13 protein-coding genes, 1 tRNA gene and 1 riboswitch are annotated in these 19,787 nt (G+C 66.2%); of the genes, 13 read left to right on the top strand and 1 reads right to left on the bottom strand.

All coding sequences use genetic code 11. The annotated features are described in order from the left end of the window. Positions 1–111 precede the first annotated feature (111 nt). Positions 112–229, bottom strand: a riboswitch (SAM riboswitch). Positions 230–367: 138 nt separating this feature from the next. The 3 genes from SROT_RS09435 (at position 368) to SROT_RS09425 (ending at position 7,569) form a co-directional block, all read left to right on the top strand. Then, complete coding sequence (locus SROT_RS09435) at positions 368–1,585, top strand: NADP-dependent isocitrate dehydrogenase (RefSeq protein ID WP_013138799.1); 1,218 nt, start codon at positions 368–370, stop codon at positions 1,583–1,585. 105 nt (positions 1,586–1,690) lie between these two features. After that, positions 1,691–6,433: an NAD-glutamate dehydrogenase gene (locus SROT_RS09430; RefSeq protein ID WP_013138798.1), complete on the top strand. Its 4,743-nt coding sequence runs from the start codon at positions 1,691–1,693 to the stop codon at positions 6,431–6,433. A gap of 131 nt (positions 6,434–6,564) precedes the next feature. Continuing rightward, entirely contained in the window at positions 6,565–7,569 is a 1,005-nt protein-coding gene (locus SROT_RS09425; RefSeq protein ID WP_013138797.1) for an adenosine deaminase, read from the top strand. A 144-nt stretch (positions 7,570–7,713) separates the two neighbouring features. Here SROT_RS09425 and SROT_RS09420 read toward each other — a convergent pair whose 3' ends face one another. Further along, positions 7,714–8,601, bottom strand: a complete 888-nt coding sequence (locus tag SROT_RS09420) for a LysR family transcriptional regulator (RefSeq protein WP_041407873.1) — start codon at positions 8,599–8,601, stop codon at positions 7,714–7,716. Positions 8,602–8,793: 192 nt separating this feature from the next. Here SROT_RS09420 and SROT_RS09415 point away from each other — a divergent pair, with 192 nt between their 5' ends. The 10 genes from SROT_RS09415 to clpX all read left to right on the top strand — a co-directional run bounded on the left by SROT_RS09415 (position 8,794) and on the right by clpX (position 19,784). Next, a complete protein-coding gene (locus tag SROT_RS09415; protein WP_013138795.1) occupies positions 8,794–9,987 on the top strand; it encodes an NAD-dependent formate dehydrogenase in 1,194 nt (397 codons plus the stop codon). Positions 9,988–10,005: 18 nt separating this feature from the next. Then, positions 10,006–10,866, top strand: a complete 861-nt coding sequence (locus SROT_RS09410) for a cytochrome c biogenesis CcdA family protein (RefSeq protein ID WP_013138794.1) — start codon at positions 10,006–10,008, stop codon at positions 10,864–10,866. Beyond that, positions 10,859–11,548, top strand: a complete 690-nt coding sequence (locus tag SROT_RS09405) for a DUF8185 domain-containing protein (RefSeq protein WP_013138793.1) — start codon at positions 10,859–10,861, stop codon at positions 11,546–11,548. Before SROT_RS09410 ends, SROT_RS09405 begins: the two co-directional genes overlap by 8 nt. A gap of 65 nt (positions 11,549–11,613) precedes the next feature. Next, on the top strand, positions 11,614–14,478 hold the full coding sequence (gene uvrA / locus SROT_RS09400; protein ID WP_013138792.1) for an excinuclease ABC subunit UvrA: 2,865 nt from the start codon (positions 11,614–11,616) through the stop codon (positions 14,476–14,478). Continuing rightward, positions 14,475–15,305, top strand: coding sequence for an acyl-CoA thioesterase (locus SROT_RS09395; protein WP_013138791.1), 831 nt, complete (start codon positions 14,475–14,477; stop codon positions 15,303–15,305). The genes uvrA and SROT_RS09395 overlap by 4 nt, the downstream gene beginning before the upstream one ends. 161 nt (positions 15,306–15,466) lie before the next feature. Next, a tRNA-Pro gene (locus tag SROT_RS09390) sits at positions 15,467–15,540 on the top strand. 118 nt (positions 15,541–15,658) lie between these two features. Further along, the gene (gene tig, locus SROT_RS09385) at positions 15,659–17,026 is read left to right on the top strand and encodes a trigger factor (RefSeq protein WP_013138790.1); all 1,368 of its coding nucleotides are present in this window, start codon (positions 15,659–15,661) and stop codon (positions 17,024–17,026) included. A 119-nt stretch (positions 17,027–17,145) separates the two neighbouring features. Beyond that, positions 17,146–17,748: an ATP-dependent Clp protease proteolytic subunit gene (locus SROT_RS09380; protein WP_013138789.1), complete on the top strand. Its 603-nt coding sequence runs from the start codon at positions 17,146–17,148 to the stop codon at positions 17,746–17,748. Between the two features lie 30 nt (positions 17,749–17,778). After that, complete coding sequence (locus SROT_RS09375) at positions 17,779–18,411, top strand: ATP-dependent Clp protease proteolytic subunit (RefSeq protein ID WP_013138788.1); 633 nt, start codon at positions 17,779–17,781, stop codon at positions 18,409–18,411. A gap of 92 nt (positions 18,412–18,503) precedes the next feature. Continuing rightward, a complete protein-coding gene (clpX, locus tag SROT_RS09370) occupies positions 18,504–19,784 on the top strand; it encodes an ATP-dependent Clp protease ATP-binding subunit ClpX (protein WP_013138787.1) in 1,281 nt (426 codons plus the stop codon). Positions 19,785–19,787: the final 3 nt, after the last annotated feature.

Here is a 19,787-nt window from a genome sequence, read left to right as displayed (position 1 = left end):
CGCTCCAAGGGGTCGAGGGTTTTGTCTGGAGAGGGGTACCACATCCCTCGGGCTCCTTGTTGCGTCGGCCGATCTCGGGCGACCGGCTTTCCCAGGAGCCCCTCGAACGGGGACCCGCGCTTGCCGCCTGCGGGTTTCGCAGGCAAACCAGGTCCTCACCCGGAGCACCCCGCCGCGGTACGGGGGTTGCCGCCTAGCGAGCCGGGGCTTGTTGCTAGGACTCTTGACCTGGGAACATCATAACGCACCGAGGGGAAGGTCATGGCGCTGCGGAACAGTCGTGGCGAAGAGGTAAGTTGGAAAAGGTCAGGCGCCACACCCCGGCGCGGATTTGACGCACGCCGATCCCAGGAGGGCCGGACACCGAATGTCCAAAATCAAGGTAGAGGGAGTCGTCGTCGAACTCGATGGCGACGAGATGACGCGGATCATCTGGAAGTTCATCAAAGACAAGCTCATCCATCCATACCTTGACATCGAACTCGACTACTACGACCTGGGGATCGAGAACCGCGACGCGACGGACGACCGAGTGACCGTCGAAGCCGCCGAGGCGATCAAACGCCACGGGGTCGGGGTCAAGTGCGCCACGATCACCCCGGACGAGGCCCGCGTGGTGGAGTTCGGCCTCAAGAAGATGTGGCGCTCCCCGAACGGCACCATCCGCAACATTCTCGGCGGGACGATCTTCCGGGCGCCGATCATCATCGCCAGCGTGCCCAGGCTCGTCCCCGGCTGGACCAAACCGATCATCATCGGCCGCCACGCCTTCGGCGACCAGTATCGCGCGACCGACTTCAAAGCGTCCGGAGCGGGCACGGTCACCATCACCTACACCCCGGCGGACGGCGGTGAGCCGATCCAGCACGAAGTGGTGAAGCTCCCGCAAGAGGGCGGCGTCGTCATGGGGATGTACAACTTCAACGAGTCGATCCGCGACTTCGCCCGCGCGTCCTTGAACTACGGGCTGCAACAGAACTACCCGGTGTACCTTTCGACGAAGAACACCATTCTCAAGGCGTACGACGGTGCGTTCAAAGACATCTTCCAAGAGGTCTACGAGCAGGAGTTCAAGGCGGAGTTCGACGCGGCCGGGCTCACCTACGAGCACCGTTTGATCGACGACATGGTGGCCTCCGCGCTCAAATGGGAGGGCGGCTATGTCTGGGCCTGCAAGAACTACGACGGCGACGTGCAGTCGGACACCGTGGCGCAAGGCTTCGGCTCCTTGGGCCTGATGACGTCGGTACTGCTCACCCCCGACGGCAAGATCTGCGAGTCCGAAGCCGCGCACGGCACCGTGACTCGGCACTACCGCCAGTACCAGCAGGGCAAGCCCACCTCCACGAACCCGGTGGCCTCGATTTTCGCCTGGACGAGAGGTATCGCGCACCGAGGCCGCCTCGACGGCTCCCGAGCGGTCGAGGCGTTCGCCCACAAACTCGAAGACGTGGTGGTGCGCACGATCGAAGACGGGAAAATGACCAAAGACCTGGCGCTTTTGGTGGGCGACGGCCAAGGCTGGCTCACCACGGAGGAGTTCCTCGCCGCCCTGGACGAGAATTTGCAAGCCGAGTTGGCATGACCATCCGCCCGCGGCCCCGCCGTCCGACCGGCTCGGTCGGCTCCCCGGGCCGCGCCTCGGTCCTTGCGCTCGCGCGCTGCGGGAAAGAGCGAGAAGGGACAGCCGATGGCCACAAGGATTGAACTGGCGGGCATGGGCCGGGCGCTCGGAGAGCTCTCCGCCGAGCAGCGGTCACGGCTCGACGGCTTCGCGAGGGTTTACGCCGATTCGGCCGACCCCGATCTGCACGCCATGCTCGACCACATCAGCTTGGGCGCTGTCCGCCGACCTGGCGCGGATTGCGCGCGGGCGGCGCGGCTGCGCGGCGTCCCCACAGTTTTCGTCGTCACCGACGACGCCCCGCTCCTGGTGCAGTCCGTCTCCTCCCTCGTGGAATCCTTCGGCGCTCGCATCACCGCCCTGGAGCACCCCGTTCTCGCGGTGCGCAGAGACGACGGCGGAAATCTGCTCGAACTGGTCCTTGACGAGACAGAGCCCAGGGCCGCGCACGCTGAGTCGTGGATCCAAGCCACCCTCGCCCCGGACACCCCTGACGAACTCGTCGCCGAGATCGACGCGGGGCTCGTCGGCGTGCTGCGCGACGTGCGGCACGCCCATGCGGACCACGCTGCCGTCCTCGGCCGTCTGCGGCAGCTCGCTGACGACCTGCCGGGCCAGGGGACGGACGTGGAGCTTGCCAACGCCTCCCGGCTGTTGCGGTGGTTGGCCGACGATCATTTCGTCTTCTTGGGCTATCGGTCCTTTGCGCCTGACGGGGACGGGCGGTGGCGCCCGGACGAGGCCAGCGGCCTCGGCGTGCTTCGAGAGCGCGCGCCGCAGCTGCTCCCGCTGTCCGCCGCGCCCGTCCCGGGCGAGGCGGTCCTCGTCGTGGCGCAGAGCCCCCGCCCGTCCGTCGTCGGGTCGTCGCGCCATCCTTATACGGTCATGGTGCGGGAAATCGACGCCCAAGGGGCTCTGCGCCGAGAACACCGGTTCCTCGGGATGTTCCCTGTGTCCGCCGTGCACGGGAACGTTCTGGACGTCCCGGTTGTGGGGGAGCGGGCGCTCAAGGTCGTGGCTTCCTGCGGCGTCCGGCTCGACTCTTACTCCGGCCAACAGATTCTTGAGGTGATTTCCGGGCTGCCTCGGCCCGAGCTGTTCTGCATGGGCCTTGACATGCTGCAGAAGATCGCGTCCTGCGCGCTGGACGTCGCCGATCGGCGCGGGCTCCGGCTTTTCCTGCGCCAGGACCCGCTCGGCGAGCGGGTCCTGGCGTGGGCGCGGCTGCCGCAAGACCGCTACACCACGGCGGTGCGCCTCGCGATGCAGGACGTTTTGCTCCGCGAGTTCGGGGCGGCTGCGATCGACTACAGCGCCAGAGTGACCGAATCTGCCGCGTGGGTGTTTTTCACGGTTCGCGGCCCGTTCGCGTCGGAGCCGGACTGCGCCTCGGCCAACGAGGACCGGATACAGGCCCTGCTCGCCGCCGAGTCCAGGACATGGGCGGACCGGCTTGTGGAGGAGGCCGGGCTGACCCCCGCGACCGCCCAGTGGTACGCCGAGGCCCTGCCGCTCTCGTACCAGGAGGCGTTCACCCCGCAGCGCGCGGTCGAGGATGTGAACATTCTCCAAGGGCTCAGCCGAGGGGGCGTGCGCGTGCGGGTGGAGGACGCCGCCGACACGGACGGCGCCGACGCGGCCCTGGTGCTGTACGTCTGCGGGGAGCCGGTCACGATCAGCAAAGTCCTGCCGTTGATGACGAGCCTGGGGCTCGCAGTGCTCTTCGAGCGGCCGCACGGGCTGCGCCGCGCTGACGGGGAGCAGTGCTGGATCTATCAGTTCGGGGTCGCGGCCGAGAAGCGCAGCGCCCAGGAACGGTCCGGCCCCTTGTCGGAGCAGGGGACCCGCGAGAAGCTGGTCGACGCGATGGAGGCGCTCTGGAACGGAGAGTCGGAGGCGGACCAGCTCGGCGTCCTCACGTTGCAGGCGGGCCTGAGCTGGCGGGAAGTCTCGCTGCTGCGCGTCTACGCCCAGTACTTGCGACAAATCGACTTCCCGTACCCGTCGAGCCACATCAGCCGGGTCCTCCTGCGCTACGCGGACACGGCGGTTCTTCTGGTGCGCCTGTTCCGCGCGACGTTCCATCCCCAAGAAGCCTCCAACGCGGCACGGGACCGGATTCTGGAGGAATTGCGTCAGGCAGTCGCTTCGGTGATCTCTTTGGACGAGGACCGGGTTTTGCTGGCGTACCTCGATCTGATCGAGGCGACGTTGCGGACGAACTTCTTCCGGCCGGAGGGCGCCGATGGCTCCGCGCCGACGGGCGGGGGCGTGATCGCCCTGAAGCTCGCCCCCCGCAAGCTCGTCCTTGGCTCCCTGAAGAACTTGCCGAAGCCGGTGCCGGAGTTCGAGGTCTTCGTCTCCTCGCCGAGGGTGCAGGGGACGCATCTGCGCTTCGGCGCGGTGGCGCGCGGCGGCATCCGCTGGTCGGACCGGGTCTCCGACTTCCGCACCGAGATCCTGGGCCTCGCGAAGGCGCAGACCACGAAGAACGCCGTCATTGTCCCGGTCGGGGCGAAGGGCGGTTTCGTCGTCAAACGCCCAGTCCCGCCGGACGCGTCGCGCGCCGAGGGCCTGGCCTGTTACAAACTGTTCATCGGCGCCCTGTTGGAGCTGACTGACAACATCGACCCGCAGACCAGGGCCGTCGTCGGCCCCCCTGATGTGGTGCGGCGCGACAATGACGACCCGTATTTGGTGGTCGCCGCGGACAAAGGCACCGCGACGTTCTCCGACACGGCGAACGAGATCGCGAAGAGCTTCGGGTTCTGGCTCGGCGACGCCTTCGCCTCGGGCGGCTCGGTCGGCTACGACCACAAGGCCATGGGCATCACCGCCCGCGGCGCGTGGGAGAGCGTGCGACGGCACTTCTGGGAGCTCGGCGTCGATCCGCAGACGAGCGACTTCACCGTCGTCGGCGTCGGCGACATGTCGGGCGACGTGTTCGGCAACGGCATGTTGCGCAGTCCGCACATCCGGTTGCTCGCCGCGTTCGACCACCGGCATGTGTTCCTCGACCCCGACCCGGACGCGGCGCGCTCGTTCGCCGAGCGCGAGCGCCTCTTCCAGCTCCCGCGCTCCTCATGGGCGGACTACGACGCGTCGCTCATCAGCGCTGGTGGCGGCGTGTGGGCTCGCGGCGTGAAAGCTGTCCCGCTCAGCCCGCAGGTCCGCGCCGCCCTCGGCCTGCCGGACGAGGTGGCCGAGCTCTCGCCCCCCGAGCTCATCCGAGCGATCCTCAAGGCTCCGGTCGACCTGCTGTGGAACGGCGGGATCGGGACGTACATCAAAGCGAGTGGCCAGTCCGACGCCGAGGTGGGCGACAAGACCAACGACGAACTGCGGGTGGACGGCTCGGACGTGCGGGCCAAAGTGGTCGGCGAAGGGGGGAACCTCGGGGCGACCCAATTGGGCCGGATCGAATACGCCCGGGCGGGCGGGCGGATCAACACCGACGCCATCGACAACTCCGCCGGGGTGGACTGTTCGGACCACGAGGTGAACATCAAAATCCTCTTGAGCCAGCTCGAAGCCGCCGGACAGCTCCCGCAGGACCGGCGCGCGCTGCTCTTGGAGTCGCTCACCGACGAGGTCGCCGAGCTGGTGCTCGCCGACAACATCGCGCAGAACAACGAGCTGGGTTTCGCCAGGCGCACCGCCGCGCAGTTCGTGGACGTGCACGCGCGGCAGATCGAGGAGCTGGTCTCGGCGGGCAGGCTGGACCGCGAGGTGGAGTTCCTGCCCGAGCCCGAATCCTTGCGCGAGCGGGGCAAGGCGGGGGAGGGCTTGAGCTCGCCGGAGCTTTCGGTGCTGCTGGCGTACGCGAAGCTCAGCCTCAAGCACGACCTGCTGGAAAGCGATGTGCCCGACAGCGAGATGTACGAGCCGAAGCTGCGCGCCTACTTCCCTTCGGGACTCCCGGCCGAGGCGAAGGCGGGCGTTGGCTCGCACGCCCTGCGCAGGCAGATCGTCGCCACACTGCTCACCAATGAGATCGTCGACCTCGGCGGGACGACGTTCGCCTTCCGGATGTCGGAGGAGTCCGGGGTGTGCGTCTCGGACGTGGCGCGGTCCTTCTCGGCGGCGGTGGAGATTTTCGACCTGCCGCAGACGCTCGGTCCCACACGGCCGCACGAGATGCCCGCCGCGGCAGCGGACCGGGTGCTCGCGCAGGTCCGCAGGCTCCTGGACCGTTCGTGCCGATGGTTGGTCACGAACCGGCCGCAACCGCTCGCGATGCGCTCCGAGATCGCTCGGTACGCCCCGAAGGTCAAGGAGTTGACGGAGCTTTTGCCCACCTGGCTGCGCGGCGACGACGTGGCCAGCTTCTCGGCGCTGCGCGACTCGATGGCACGGCTGGGGGCTCCGGAGGCGTTGGCCGCGCGGGCGGCGCGGCTGGTCTACGAGTTCCGTCTGCTCGACATCATCGATGTCGCAGAGCTTGTCGAGCGTCCTTGCGCGCCGGTGGGCGAGCTGTATTTCCGGATCGGCTCCGAACTCGGGGTGGATCGGGTGCTCAATCTCGCCAATCTCCTCCCGGTCGAGGACCAATGGCAGGTCAAGGCCCGGCTTGCGCTTCGCGAGGAACTGCACGCGGCGCTGCGCTCGTTGACTTTGGACGTGATGGCGGACAGCGACCCCGCCGAGTCGCCCGAGGAGCATATCGCCGACTGGCGGGCGCGGAACTCGGCCAGGGTCAACCGCGCGCAGGACGCGCTCGCCGGGGTGTTCGCGTCGCAGGTCGCCGACCTGGCCGCCATCTCGGTGGCGACCCGTTGGGTTCGGTCCATGGCACGGGGCTCGCACTAGTTTTCCGGTCGATTCCCCGGCCAGGGCGCCCGCCCTTGCGGCGGCGGACATGGGCGCACGCTCTGCCCGGTCCGCTCTGGACGAAAGCGCGAGATACCCCTGCGGGGTACTGGTCGGGTTACAGTTGGGCTATGACCCCGTTGCCTGTCGCCGAGCTGCACGTCCACGTCGAAGGCACGTTGGAGGCCGAACTCCTCGTGTCGCTCGCCCGGCGCAACGGGGTGGCGTTGCCGACATACGACCCGGTGGCGCTGGCCGGGCGATACCGCCATTTCACGAATTTGCAGTCCTTTCTCGACGTCTACTACGCGAACCTTGCCGTGCTGCGCGCCGAAGAGGACTTCTACGACCTCATGGCCGCGTACTTGCGCCGCGCCGCCGCCGCCGGGGTCCGCAGAGCCGAAGTGTTCTTCGACCCGCAGACGCACCTGAACAACGGGATCGGCTTCGAGACAATGGTCAATGGCCTCTCCGCTGCCGCCCAGGACGCGCCAATCGCAGCCGACCTCATCCTGTGCTTCTTGCGCGACCTCGGCCCCGAAGCCGCCGAAGAGACCCTGCGCGCGGCGCTGCCGTTCCGGGAGCACTTCATCGGGGTCGGGCTCGACTCGGCCGAGGTCGGCCACCCGCCCCGGCTCTTCAAGCGCGTCTACGAGATGGCCGCTGGCGAAGGTTTGCACAAGGTCGCGCACGCGGGTGAGGAGGCCGGTCCCGACTACGTGTGGGAGGCGCTCGACGTGCTCGGCGTCGAACGGATCGACCACGGTGTGCGCGCTCTGGCCGACCCGGAACTTGTGGCCCGCTTGCGGGCGGAGCGCGTCCCGCTCACGGTGTGCCCGTTGTCCAATCTCTGCCTCAAAGGCGTCAGCTCGCTCAGCGAGCATCCGCTCAAGGCCATGCTCGACGCGGGCTTGCTGGTGACGGTGAACAGCGACGACCCGGCCTATTTCGGCGGGCATGTGGACGACAACTTCGCCGCAGTGCGGAGCGCGCTCAGCCTCACCGACGAAGACCTGCGCCAGTTGGCCCGCAACTCCTTCGAAGCCAGTTTCATCGATGACGGGGAAAAGAAGCGCTGGCAGGATGCGGTGGACGCATTTCCCCTCTCGCAGTGTTCAGCGGGAAAGCCAGTGTGAAAGCGTCTTTGCCTCGTGGTTGATGAGACCCCCGAACGCATTTCCTCGCGAGAGCGAACACTCTGGCTTCATCGAGAAATGTTCGCCAAAGTATGTGCGAAGATCCGCATCGCGCGCGACCTCGCGTCGTCGTGACGCTCCGCGTCAACCGAGCTTGAGGCGTCTCGCCACGTCGAACAGAGCTGTTGTGAGCGCAGGCGTGGGCGTGCTGGCCGTGAACACCAACCCCATCCTGGTCACCACCTCCGGCTCGATGATCGGCACGGCGGCGATGTCTCCGCTGAATTCCCAGGCCTGGACCCAGGACGACGGCGCCACCGTCGCCCAGCGTCCCGTGCCCGCCAGCGCGCACAGCGACTCGATCGAATCCGTCTGCACCTGCACATCGACCTGGACCCCAGCTTGGGCGCACGCGTCGTCCACCAATGCCCGGCCCCGCATCCCCGCGGCCAGCGCCGCCATCGGCAGAGCGCTCGCCTGCGTCCAGGGGACCGGGCCGTCGCGCTCCGCGAGGAGCCTCTTGGACGCGAGCAGCATGTAGCGCTCCTCGTACAAGAGCAACGAGGGCAGGCCCTCCGTCCCTTCGTCCAAGAATGTGATGCCCGCGTCCAACTCGAAGTCCCGCACTTGGCGCAAGATTTCTGAGAAACTCAGATGCGTTGCGAGCTGCACGGTCGCGAGGGGATGCCGAGCGCAGAACGGCGCAATGAGCTTCGCGGCGACCGCCGCCGCCCCAGGCACTGCGCCGATGCGCGCCCGCCCCGACACGCCCACCCGCAGCGCGTCCGCCTCAGCGCGCATCGCTTCGTGGTCGGCGAGGAGCCTGCGAGCCCAGACGAGCAGCCGCTCGCCCTCCGGGGTGAGGCCTTCGAAGGCGTGCCCTCGGCGCACGAGCGGGACGCGGAGCTCGCGCTCTAATTTGCCGAGCGCTTCGGAGAAGGCGGGCTGGGAGACGTGGCAGACCTCGGACGCTTTGGTGAAGTGGCGCTCTGCGGCCAGCGCCACGAAGTATTCGAGTTGGCGTATCTGCACGGTGTCCTCTTTCCTGGCGCCTTTGTATCGCAGTGTCCTCTTTTCGCCGTGACCTCGAGTCATCGGAGTTGCCTATGAGGCACTTGCAAGATGGTATTGGACGAGGGAAAAGAGCGGGACGAGGCTGGACATCGACGCAGAAAACAATGCAGAAAAGAATGACGCAGAAAACAATATTGAGGAGCACAGCTCATGGCGAAAATCGTTGCCGTCCTCTATCCGGACCCTGTGGACGGATACCCTCCAAAGTACGCGCGGGACTCCATTCCTGTCATCGACAGCTACCCCGACGGACAGACAGCGCCGAAGCCGGAAGCCGTCGATTTCACCCCCGGTGAGCTGCTCGGCTGTGTCTCCGGCGAGCTCGGATTGCGCGCATTCCTCGAATCGCAGGGCCACATCCTGGTGGTGACCAGCGACAAAGACGGGCCAGATTCTGCATTCGAGCGCGAACTGCCTGACGCGGACGTCGTGATCTCGCAGCCGTTCTGGCCTGCGTATCTCACGGCGGAGCGGATAGCGAAGGCCCCTCAGCTCAAACTCGCGATCACGGCGGGCATTGGCTCGGACCATGTCGATCTCAACGCCGCGATCAAGCACGGCGTCACCGTCGCAGAGGCGACCTGGAGCAACTCGATCAGCGTCGCGGAGCACACGGTTATGCAGGTTCTCGCGTTGGTGCGCAATTATCTGCCCTCGCACGAATGGGTCACCACGAAAAAAGGCTGGAACATCGCGGACTCGGTCTCTCGCGCGTACGACCTCGAAGGCTTGACCGCAGGCGTGATCGCGGCTGGGCGCATAGGCCAGGCGGTGCTGCGCAGGCTGAAGCCTTTCCAGGTGACACTGGCCTACACGGACAAGCACCGCCTCGCTCCAGACATCGAGGAGGAGCTGGGCCTGCAGTTCTACCCGGACATCCCCGCATTGGCGAGGAACGTCGACGTGCTCTGCGTCCACGCCCCGCTCGTGCCCGAGACCTACCAGCTCTTCAATGAAGAGCTCATCGGCACGATGCGGCGCGGCTCGTACATCGTGAACACCGCGCGCGGCGCGATCATGGACACGGGCGCGGTCGTCCGAGCGATTGATTCCGGCCAGCTCGCCGGGTACGCGGGCGACGTCTGGTATCCGCAGCCGCCCCCCGCCGACCACCCGTGGCGCACGATGCCGCACAACGGGATGACAGCGCACGTCGCCGGGTCCACGCTCTCGGCGCAGGCGCGTTACGCGGCAGGCGCCAGAGAGATCCTGGAGGCATGGTTGGCGGGCAAGCCGATCCGGGACGAGTACCTCATCGTGGACGGCGGCAAGCTCGCGGGGACCGGCGCCCGTTCCTACACCGCCAGCGGCAACGGGTCGAGCCCGGGATCGACCGGGCTGTAGCTCGGTAGACTGGCGGCGATGAACACGCACGCCGTCCTCGGCCTTGCTCTCGCAGCCGGGCTTGTCGCCGCGCTGAACCCGTGCGGATTCGCGTTCCTGCCCGGTTGCCTCGGGCTCGTCATCGCAGGCAGCAGCCAGGATGTTGGGCGCAGGACGGCCGTCGCCAGGGCAGCGGCGGCGACCGTGGCGATGGCAGCGGGCTTTGTCACGGTGTTCGGCCTCTTCGGCCTGGTGATCTCCCCGCTGCTCGCCTCCGCGCAGAAATACTTGCCGTACGCGACGCTGGTGATCGGTGTTCTGTTGATCGCCACCGGCGTGTGGTTGCTTTTGGGCAACGACATCGCCGTGATGCTCCCGAGGCCGGGCGGCGGCGCGCCGACGGCGCAGTTGGGCTCGATGTACGGGTATGGCGTCGGCTACGCGACCGCGTCGTTGTCCTGCACCGCCGGGCCGTTCCTCGCCCTGATCGGCGCGACCTTCCAGAAGGGTTCGTGGCTGACCGGTGTGCTCGCTTTTCTCGTCTACGCGGGCGGCATGGCCATCACCGTCGGGGCACTCGCCCTCGCCGTCGCCTTGCTCGGCTCGTCGGTCGCGGGCAGAATCCGCGGCTTGTTGCCGCACATCACGAGGATCGCTGGCGCGGTCGTGCTGCTGACCGGGCTGTATGTCACGTATTACGGGTACTACGAGCGGCAGCTCTTTTTCTCGCATGGCAGTCCTCGCGATCCGGTTGTCGAGCGTGCTGCTTCGGTGCAGATGTGGCTGCAAAGCCACGTTGGCGAGCTGGGGCCGTGGCCGTTCGTCTGGGTGATCGCCGTCGTGGTGGTCATCGCCGTGCTCCCCGCCGGGGTGCGGCGATTGCGGGGCCGGCGTGGCTGAGGAGCGCGCTCTGCGGCTGGCAGAGCCTCTTGCGGCCGCTGATGTGGCGAGGTTCGCGGCGGCGGCGTTGCGCTTGGACGCCGCCGCTGTGGTCCGGCTCAAAGCCCGCGCGGACGGCAGAGTGGGGGTGTGGGCGCAGACCGGCTTCGACGTGCTCGCGATGCGTTCCACGTCCGGTGAGGTGCGTCCGTCGGACATCGTGGTGGACGCCGCCGGCCTGCGGGACTCCCTCTCGCGCGAAGGCGTGCGCGAGGTCGCGCTCGGTTGGAGCTTCGACTCGTCGTGGAAAGGCTCGCTGCCTCCCGAGGACGGGTTCTCCCATGTGGACGACGTGCCGGTTCGAGAGCTTGTGGAACTCGCCCAACGCGGCATGGCCCTGATCGAAGAACACGCAGGCCCGCAGGGGCCGCCGCCGTCGCTCTTGGACTCGGTCGTGGTGACCGCGAGCGCGGCCGATGAAGCGGGCACCCAGGTGCCGTTGCGTTGCGTCTTCGCGCTGACGGCCATGGGCTTCATCACCACGCGCACCGGCAGGCCGATCCGCGCGACGACGGACCGGCTCGCCATCCGCGACGACGAAGTGGTGCGGATCCGCACGCACCCCAGCTGGCTGCGTGTGGACACCAGGTTCGGATCGGTCTACTGGCGCCATGCCGACCAGCGGTTGAAGCTCAGCGTCTGAGGCTGCTGGGCGCACGCCTCCCGCCACCGGCGCTGGACGTCAGTGCTTGCGTTTACGATAGTGCGATGACAGATCAGCTCATCATTCGCGGCGCGCGGGAGCACAACCTGCGCGGCGTGGACTTGGAGCTGCCGCGAGACAGCCTCATCGTGTTCACCGGGCTTTCTGGATCCGGCAAATCCTCGCTCGCTTTCGACACTATTTTCGCCGAGGGGCAGCGCCGCTACGTCGAGTCGCTCTCGGCGTACGCGCGCCAGTTCCTCGGGCAGATGGACAAGCCCGATGTGGACTTCATCGAAGGCTTGTCCCCTGCTGTCTCCATCGATCAGAAAGCCACGAACCGCAACCCCCGCTCGACGGTCGGCACCATCACGGAAGTGTACGACTACCTGCGTCTTCTTTATGCGCGCGCAGGCACCCCGCACTGCCCGGAGTGCGGGTCGGTCATCGCCAGGCAGACCCCGCAGCAGATCGTGGACCAGGTGCTCGCGATGGCGGAGGGCACCAAGTTCCAGGTCCTCGCCCCGGTGGTGCGCACCCGCAAGGGCGAGTTCGCCGACCTCTTCGCGCAGTTGCAGAGCCAGGGCTACGCCCGAGCCAGGGTGGACGGTGTGGTGCATTCGCTCGCCGAGCCGCCGACCTTGAAAAAACAGGAGAAGCACGACATCGAGGTGGTTGTGGACCGGCTCGTCGTGAAGGGCTCCGCCCGGGTGCGGCTCACCGACTCGGTCGAGACGGCGTTGCGCCTGGCGGACGGCGTGGTCGTGCTCGACTTCGTCGACCTGCCCGAGGACGACGCGAACCGGGAGCGGCGCTTCTCCGAGAAGATGGCCTGCCCGAACGGGCACCCCATCGCGGTGGACGACCTTGAGCCGCGTTCGTTCTCGTTCAATTCCCCGTACGGGGCCTGCCCGACCTGCGACGGGCTCGGCGTGCGCAAAGAGGTGGACCCCGAGCTGGTGATCCCGGACCCCGAGCTCTCCCTGGCGGAGGGCGCGGTCGCGCCGTGGGCGGGCGGCATGCACTCGGACTACTTCTTGCAGCTGCTCGCGGGCGTCGCCAACGAACTCGAGTTCGACTTCACCGCCCCCTGGCAAGACCTGCCGCCCGCCGCCCGACGGGTCGTTCTCGAGGGCTCGGAGGCGAAAGTCAAGGTCAACTACAAAAACCGCCATGGCAGGCAGCGCTCCTACTCGGTGGAGTTCGAAGGCGTCATCCCGTGGTTGCACCGCAGGCTCGCCAACACGGAGTCGGACTTCATGCGCGAGAAGTACGAGGGCTTCATGCGCGAAGTGCCCTGCCACGACTGCGAGGGCTCGCGCCTTCGTCCGGAGATCCTCTCCGTCACCCTTGGCGCCGACGGGAAGTCCATCGCCCAGGTCTGCGCCCTGTCGGTCGGGGACTGCTCGAAGTACCTCAACGAGCTTGTCCTCGATGAGAAAGGCGTGATGATCGCGGGCCGGGTGCTCAAAGAGGTCCAGGCCCGGCTGAAATTCCTCCTCGACGTCGGCTTGGAGTATCTGTCCCTCGACCGCGCGGCGGGCTCGCTCTCCGGCGGCGAGGCGCAGCGGATCCGGCTCGCCACGCAGATCGGCTCGGGCCTGACCGGGGTTCTCTACGTCCTGGACGAGCCGTCCATCGGCTTGCACCAACGCGACAACCATCGCCTCATCGAGACGCTGACCCGGCTGCGCGACATCGGGAACACGCTCATCGTGGTCGAGCACGACGAGGACACGATCCGCAATTCCGACTGGGTCGTGGACATCGGCCCCGGCGCGGGGGAGCACGGCGGCAAGGTCGTCCACAGCGGGACGTACAAAGCGCTGCTCAAGAACAAGAATTCGTTGACCGGGGCGTATTTGGCGGGCCGCGCGCAGATCCCCGTCCCCGCCGCCCGCCGCCCGTGGAAGCACAAGCTCACGGTGGTCGGGGCTCGCGAGCACAACCTCAAAGACCTCACCGTCTCCTTGCCGATCGGCGTGCTGGTCTCGGTGACCGGCGTCTCCGGCTCGGGCAAATCCACCTTGGTCAACGACATTTTGGCAAGGGTGCTCGCGAACAAGCTCAATAGCGCCAGGCAGCCGGTCGGGCGCCACACCCGAGTCACCGGTCTCGATCAGCTCGACAAGCTGGTCCAAGTGGACCAGACCCCCATTGGGCGCACGCCTCGTTCGAATCCTGCCACCTACACCGGGGTCTTCGACAAGATCCGCAGTCTTTTCGCCGCCACCCAGGAGGCAAAAGTCCGCGGCTACGCGCCGGGCCGGTTCTCGTTCAACGTCAAAGGCGGGCGCTGTGAGGCCTGTCAGGGCGACGGCACGGTCAAGATCGAGATGAACTTCCTGCCGGACGTGTACGTGCCGTGCGAAGTCTGCAAGGGCGACCGGTACAACCGGGAGACCTTGGAAGTGCGGTACAAAGGGAAGAACATTTCCGAGATTTTGCACCTCCCCATTGAAGAGGCCGCCGAGTTCTTCAAGCCGATCTCCTCGATCAGCCGGTACCTCGACACCCTCGTGGACGTCGGCTTGGGCTACGTGCGCCTCGGCCAACCGGCCACCACGCTCTCCGGAGGCGAGGCCCAACGCGTGAAACTTGCTTCTGAACTGCAGAAACGTTCTACCGGTAAGACGGTGTACATTCTTGACGAGCCGACGACCGGTCTGCATTTCGAGGACATCCGCAAGCTTTTGGCCATCATCAACGGCCTCGTGGACAAGGGCAACACAGTGATCGTCATCGAGCACAACCTCGACGTGATAAAAGCGGCGGATTGGATCGTCGACCTCGGGCCCGAGGGCGGCTCCGGCGGCGGGACCGTCGTCGCGGAGGGCACCCCGGAAGACGTCGCCCGCTCCGCGGGCAGCCACACCGGCAGGTTCCTGCGCGATGTGTTGAAGATTGGGCAATTGGAGGCAGTTGGATGACAAGCGCCGCGCCGCAGCGGGTGATGCCGATCGAAGAGGTGCTCACCTTGGACCCCATCGACCGGGACATCTTCCGGGGTCCGGTGGTGCCGAGCCCGATCCAGCGCACGTTCGGCGGACAAGTGGCAGGCCAGGCCCTGATGGCCGCCGTGATGACGGTCGATCCGTCCCGCTCGGTCCATTCGCTGCACGGGTACTTCCTGCGCCCCGGCCAGCCGCAGAAGCCCACGGTGTACACGGTGAGCCGGATTCGAGACGGCGGATCGTTCAGCACCAGGGAGGTGCACGCCATCCAGGACGGTGAGACGATCTTCGCGATGACCGCGTCCTTTCACGTCTACGAGGAAGGGCTCGAACACCAGGAGCCGATTCCTCCGACTCCGGGGCCTGACGAGTCTGTCACGCCCAAGAGCTGGGCGTATTTCTCTAATTTGTGGTCGAGCTGGGATGTGCGCCGGGTCCATCGCGACGCGGTGCCGCTCGATGGCGCGGTGGCGCGCCAGCGGGTGTGGATTCGGTACAGCGGCGCCATGCCCGACGTTCCGGCGCTGCATGTGTGCGGGTTGGCGTACTTGAGCGATATGACGCTTCTCATGTCTGCTCGGGCTCCGCACCGGCATATTCCGGTCAAAGTGGCCTCGCTCGACCACGCCATGTGGATCATGCGCCCGTTCCGCGTGGACGAGTGGCTCTTGTACGACCAGGTGTCCCCTTCTGCGCAAGGCGGTCGGGCTTTGACGCAGGGGAAGCTGTTCAACCAGGCGGGCAGCCTGGTTGCCTGTGTGGCGCAGGAAGGCGGTATGAAGCTCGTCCGGGACGGCTCCTAGGATTTGGCCGTGCTCACATCCTGAAACGTTCTGCCACAGGCCGCCGCGTCTGCCCCTGGGCTGTCGGGAGCGCGCGCCCGCCTGTGGGGGCGGATGTCGCGCGGTGTGCGGCGTGCGCGGAGTCTGTAGTAAGCTTTTGCAGCCTCAGTTAAGGCGATGTCCGGGGCGTGGCGCAGCTTGGTAGCGCATCCGCTTTGGGAGCGGAGGGTCGCAGGTTCAAATCCTGTCGCCCCGACAGAGTCGATCGGCAGGATTGGCGAGTGAGGCAGGATTTCGAACCTGCTGCGCCCCGCACATCCTGTCACCCCGACAGAAGACGACGACGAGTTCACAGAGCAAAAGGAGACTGGGTAGTGCGCAGCACAGTGGAGCGATTGAGCCCGACGCGGGTCCGACTGGACGTCGAGGTCCCGTTCGAGGAGCTCAAGCCCGAGCTTGACCAAGCAGTGCGTGTTCTTGCGCACCATGTCCGTATTCCCGGTTTCCGCCCCGGCAAAGCTCCCGCGCAGTTGATCCGCGCTCGGGTCGGCGAGGAGGCCATCCTCAGCCAGTTGATCGAAGAGGCCGTCCCCGCCCGCTACAACGAGGCGGTCGCTGAGGCGAAGCTCCAGCCGCTCGGCCAGCCGAAGTTCGATCTCGGCAAAGACAAGCCCGTCTTCGGGGAGCCGATCAATTTCAGCGCCGAAGTCGATGTTCGTCCTGATCTGGACATTCCCGATTTCGACGCCATCGAGGCCACCGTCGACCCGCTCACCGTCACCGATGAGGACGTCGCCGAGCGGATCGAACTGTTGCGCCAGCGCTTCCGCGAGCTTTCGCCGGTCACCCGCAAGGCCAAGGAGGGCGACGTGGTGACGGTCGATGTGGTGGAACTCGTGGACGGCGAGCCGGTTGAGGAGACCAAGGAGACTGACCAGCCCATCGACCTCGGCGGCGAGAACACCCCGAAGAACCTGAAAGAAGCCGTCATCGGCCTCAAGGAGGGGCAGAAGGGCAATGTCGAGTTCGCGACCTCCGTCGAGGGCGCGAAGCGCAGCCTTGAGATCACCGTCACCGCAGTCAAGGAGGTCAAACTGCCTGAGCTGGACGAGGAGTTCGTCCAGACCGCGTCGAGCCATGACACCGTTGCGCAGTTGCAGGACGCGACCCGCAAGGAAATCGAGGAAGAGCGCCGCCGCGGCAGGTTGAACCAGATCCGTGAGCGGGTGGTCGACTCCCTCCTCGCCAAGGTCGAGCCGCCGATCCCGGAAGCGGTGCTGCAGGCCAGGGTTCGCGGCCAGATCGGGCAATTGGCCCAGCGCACCGGGCTCAGCCCCGAGCAGTTCGAGCAGTTCCTTCAGATCCAGGGCAAGACGGTGTCGGATCTGGAGGAGCAGTTCGCCGAAGCCGCCAAGCGCGAGCTCGGGCTGCAGCTCATCCTTGACGCGATTGCGGACAAAGAGGGCCTCGCGACCGCCGAGCTGGAGCAGGTGGACGCGCTGCGCGCGCGCGTGTCCCAGTTCAGCGGCAAGAAGGCGAGCGAGCAGCGCCAGCAGATCGAGCAGTACGCGAGGATGTTGGAAGAGGTCCGCCGCAACCAGGCCTTGCGCCAGGTGATCGACGCGGCGAAGATCACTGAGACGGGCGGCGCTGTCGTCGACGTCGCGGAGCTGTTCGAGCAAACCGCCCAACAGGCCCAGGAATCCGAGGACCACGCGGAGCAGGACCCGCAGGACGCGTAGTTCCGCTCTGCGCGAAGAACCGCTGCCGCCGGCCCACTTCAGCCGCGAGGGCCGCTAAGGTCATTCCCAGACGGCGACCGGCCGATCAGCAACCGACACTTCAAGGAGGCAGGCTTTCTATGAGCAAGCACTATCCGAGCATGCGCTCCGAACTTTCGGGCCTGAACCTGACGGACTCAGTGTTCGAGCGGCTCCTGCGCGAGCGCATCATCTTCCTCGGTTCGGAAGTTGACGACGACATCGCCAACCGGCTGTGCGCCCAGGTCCTCCTGCTCACGGCAGAGGACCCGAGCAAGGACATCTCGTTGTACATCAACTCGCCTGGCGGTTCGATCAGCGCGGGCATGGCGATTTACGACACCATGCAGCTGTCCGAGTGCGACATCGCGACCTACGCCATGGGCATGGCCGCTTCGATGGGGCAGTTCCTCTTGGCCGCGGGCGCGAAGGGGAAGCGTTACGCCTTGCCGCACGCGCGGATCATGATGCACCAGCCTTCGGCTGGCATTTACGGCGCGGCCGCGGACATCGCCATCCAGGCCGAGCAGCTCGCCGCGACCAAGAAGGAGATGACCCGCCTCAACGCCGAATTCACCGGCCAGACGGTGGAGAAGATCCATGAGGATTCCGAGCGCGACCGTTGGTTCACCGCCGCAGAGGCCAAGGAATACGGCTTCGTCGACCACGTCATCACCCGTGCGGCCAAGATCGGCAGCAACTAAGCCTCGCGACGAGAAGAACGGATTGACATCATGAACCCCATCCAACCGAGCTCCCGGTACATTGTCCCGAGCTTCATCGAGCACACCTCGACCGGCGTCAAAGAGACCAACCCGTACACCAAGCTTTTCGAAGAGCGCATCATCTTCCTCGGCACCCAGGTGGACGACACTTCGGCGAACGACATCATGGCCCAGCTGCTGGTCCTTGAGTCGCTCGACCCGGATCGCGACATCACGATCTACATCAACTCGCCCGGCGGCTCGTTCACCTCGTTGATGGCCATCTACGACACGATGCAGTTCGTGCACTGCGACATCGCGACGGTCTGCTTGGGCCAGGCGGCCTCCGCCGCGGCGGTGCTGCTCGCTGCGGGCACTCCTGGCAAGCGGGCCGCGTTGCCGAACGCGCGGGTGCTCATCCATCAGCCGAGGATCGAGGGCGGCGCGATCCGGGGCCAGGCGACCGACCTCGAGATCCAGGCCGCTGAGATCGAGCGCATGCGCCGGCTGATGGAGGAGACGCTTTCGCGCCACACGGGCAAAACCGCCGACGAGGTCCGCAAGGACACCGACCGGGACAAGATCCTCACCGCTCAAGAGGCCAAAGACTACGGCATCATCGACTCGGTCTACCCGTATCGCAAGAAGTCCGCGAAAAACTAATCCGCTTCTTGCCCCCAAAAACTGTCTGAGGCAGGTAATGTCGGGTATGTGACGGTCAGTCACCTGGACGACGAGAGAAGGCGCAGCACGAGATGGCACGCATCGGAGATGGGACAGACCTGTTGAAATGCTCTTTCTGCGGAAAGAGCCAAAAACAAGTCAAGAAGCTTATCGCTGGTCCAGGTGTGTACATCTGCGATGAATGCATTGATTTGTGCAACGAAATCATCGAGGAAGAGCTTGCTGAGGCGGGCGAGGTCAAACTCGACGAATTGCCGAAGCCCGCGGAAATCCGAGAATTCCTCGAAAGCTATGTGGTCGGCCAGGACCCCGCGAAGCGGACGCTCGCGGTGGCGGTGTACAACCACTACAAGCGCATCCAGGCGGGTGACAAGCCGGGCCGGGACGGCAAGGCCTCGGTCGAGCTCGCGAAGTCGAACATCCTCATGCTCGGGCCGACCGGTTGCGGCAAGACCTACCTCGCGCAGACTTTGGCGAAGATGCTCAATGTGCCGTTCGCGATCGCGGACGCCACCGCGTTGACCGAGGCCGGCTACGTCGGCGAGGACGTGGAGAACATCCTCCTCAAATTGATCCAGGCGGCGGACTACGACGTGAAGCGCGCCGAGACCGGCATCATCTACATCGACGAGGTCGACAAAATCGCCCGCAAGTCCGAGAACCCTTCGATCACCAGGGACGTTTCGGGCGAGGGCGTGCAGCAGGCATTGCTCAAAATCCTTGAGGGCACCCAGGCGTCGGTGCCCCCTCAGGGCGGGCGCAAGCACCCGCACCAGGAGTTCATCCAGATCGACACGACGAACGTCTTGTTCATCGTCGCGGGCGCGTTCGCGGGCCTTGAGAAGATCATCGGCGAGCGCGTCGGCAAGCGCGGCCTCGGTTTCGGCGCGCAGATCCGCACTCGTGAGGATGTGGAGACCCGTGATTACTTCGCCGAGGTCATGCCGGAAGATCTCATCAAGTTCGGCTTGATCCCCGAGTTCATCGGGCGTTTGCCGGTCATCGCCTCGGTCGCGAACCTGGACAAGGAAGCCTTGGTCACCATCCTCACCGAGCCGAAGAACGCTCTGGTCAAGCAGTACCAGCGTCTCTTCGAGATGGACAACGTGGAGTTGGAGTTCTCCAAGGAGGCGGTGGAGGCGGTGGCCGACCAGGCCCTCTTGCGCGGCACCGGGGCCCGTGGCTTGCGGGCCATCATGGAGGAAGTCCTGCTGCCGGTCATGTACGACATCCCGAGCCGGGACGATGTCGCGAAAGTGGTCATCACGGAGGAGACCGTCCGCGAGAACGTGCTCCCGACCATCGTGCCGCGCAAACCTCCGCGCAACGAGCGGCGCGAGAAGAGCGCGTAGCGG

The organism is Segniliparus rotundus DSM 44985 (genome assembly GCF_000092825.1).
GTDB classification, from domain to species: domain Bacteria; phylum Actinomycetota; class Actinomycetes; order Mycobacteriales; family Mycobacteriaceae; genus Segniliparus; species Segniliparus rotundus.
Note: the sequence above shows the minus strand (reverse complement) of the source record. Positions and strands in the feature narration are given on the sequence as shown.

Bases quoted from the DNA above. Each gene is read 5' to 3' on its own strand.
- SROT_RS09435 (WP_013138799.1), top strand. From the start codon at position 368: ATGTCCAAAATCAAGGTAGAGGGAGTCGTCGTCGAACTCGATGGCGAC.
- SROT_RS09430 (WP_013138798.1), top strand. From the start codon at position 1,691: ATGGCCACAAGGATTGAACTGGCGGGCATGGGCCGGGCGCTCGGAGAG.
- SROT_RS09425 (WP_013138797.1), top strand. From the start codon at position 6,565: ATGACCCCGTTGCCTGTCGCCGAGCTGCACGTCCACGTCGAAGGCACG.
- SROT_RS09415 (WP_013138795.1), top strand. From the start codon at position 8,794: ATGGCGAAAATCGTTGCCGTCCTCTATCCGGACCCTGTGGACGGATAC.
- SROT_RS09410 (WP_013138794.1), top strand. From the start codon at position 10,006: ATGAACACGCACGCCGTCCTCGGCCTTGCTCTCGCAGCCGGGCTTGTC.
- uvrA (WP_013138792.1), top strand. From the start codon at position 11,614: ATGACAGATCAGCTCATCATTCGCGGCGCGCGGGAGCACAACCTGCGC.
- SROT_RS09395 (WP_013138791.1), top strand. From the start codon at position 14,475: ATGACAAGCGCCGCGCCGCAGCGGGTGATGCCGATCGAAGAGGTGCTC.
- SROT_RS09380 (WP_013138789.1), top strand. From the start codon at position 17,146: ATGAGCAAGCACTATCCGAGCATGCGCTCCGAACTTTCGGGCCTGAAC.
- SROT_RS09375 (WP_013138788.1), top strand. From the start codon at position 17,779: ATGAACCCCATCCAACCGAGCTCCCGGTACATTGTCCCGAGCTTCATC.
- clpX (WP_013138787.1), top strand. From the start codon at position 18,504: ATGGCACGCATCGGAGATGGGACAGACCTGTTGAAATGCTCTTTCTGC.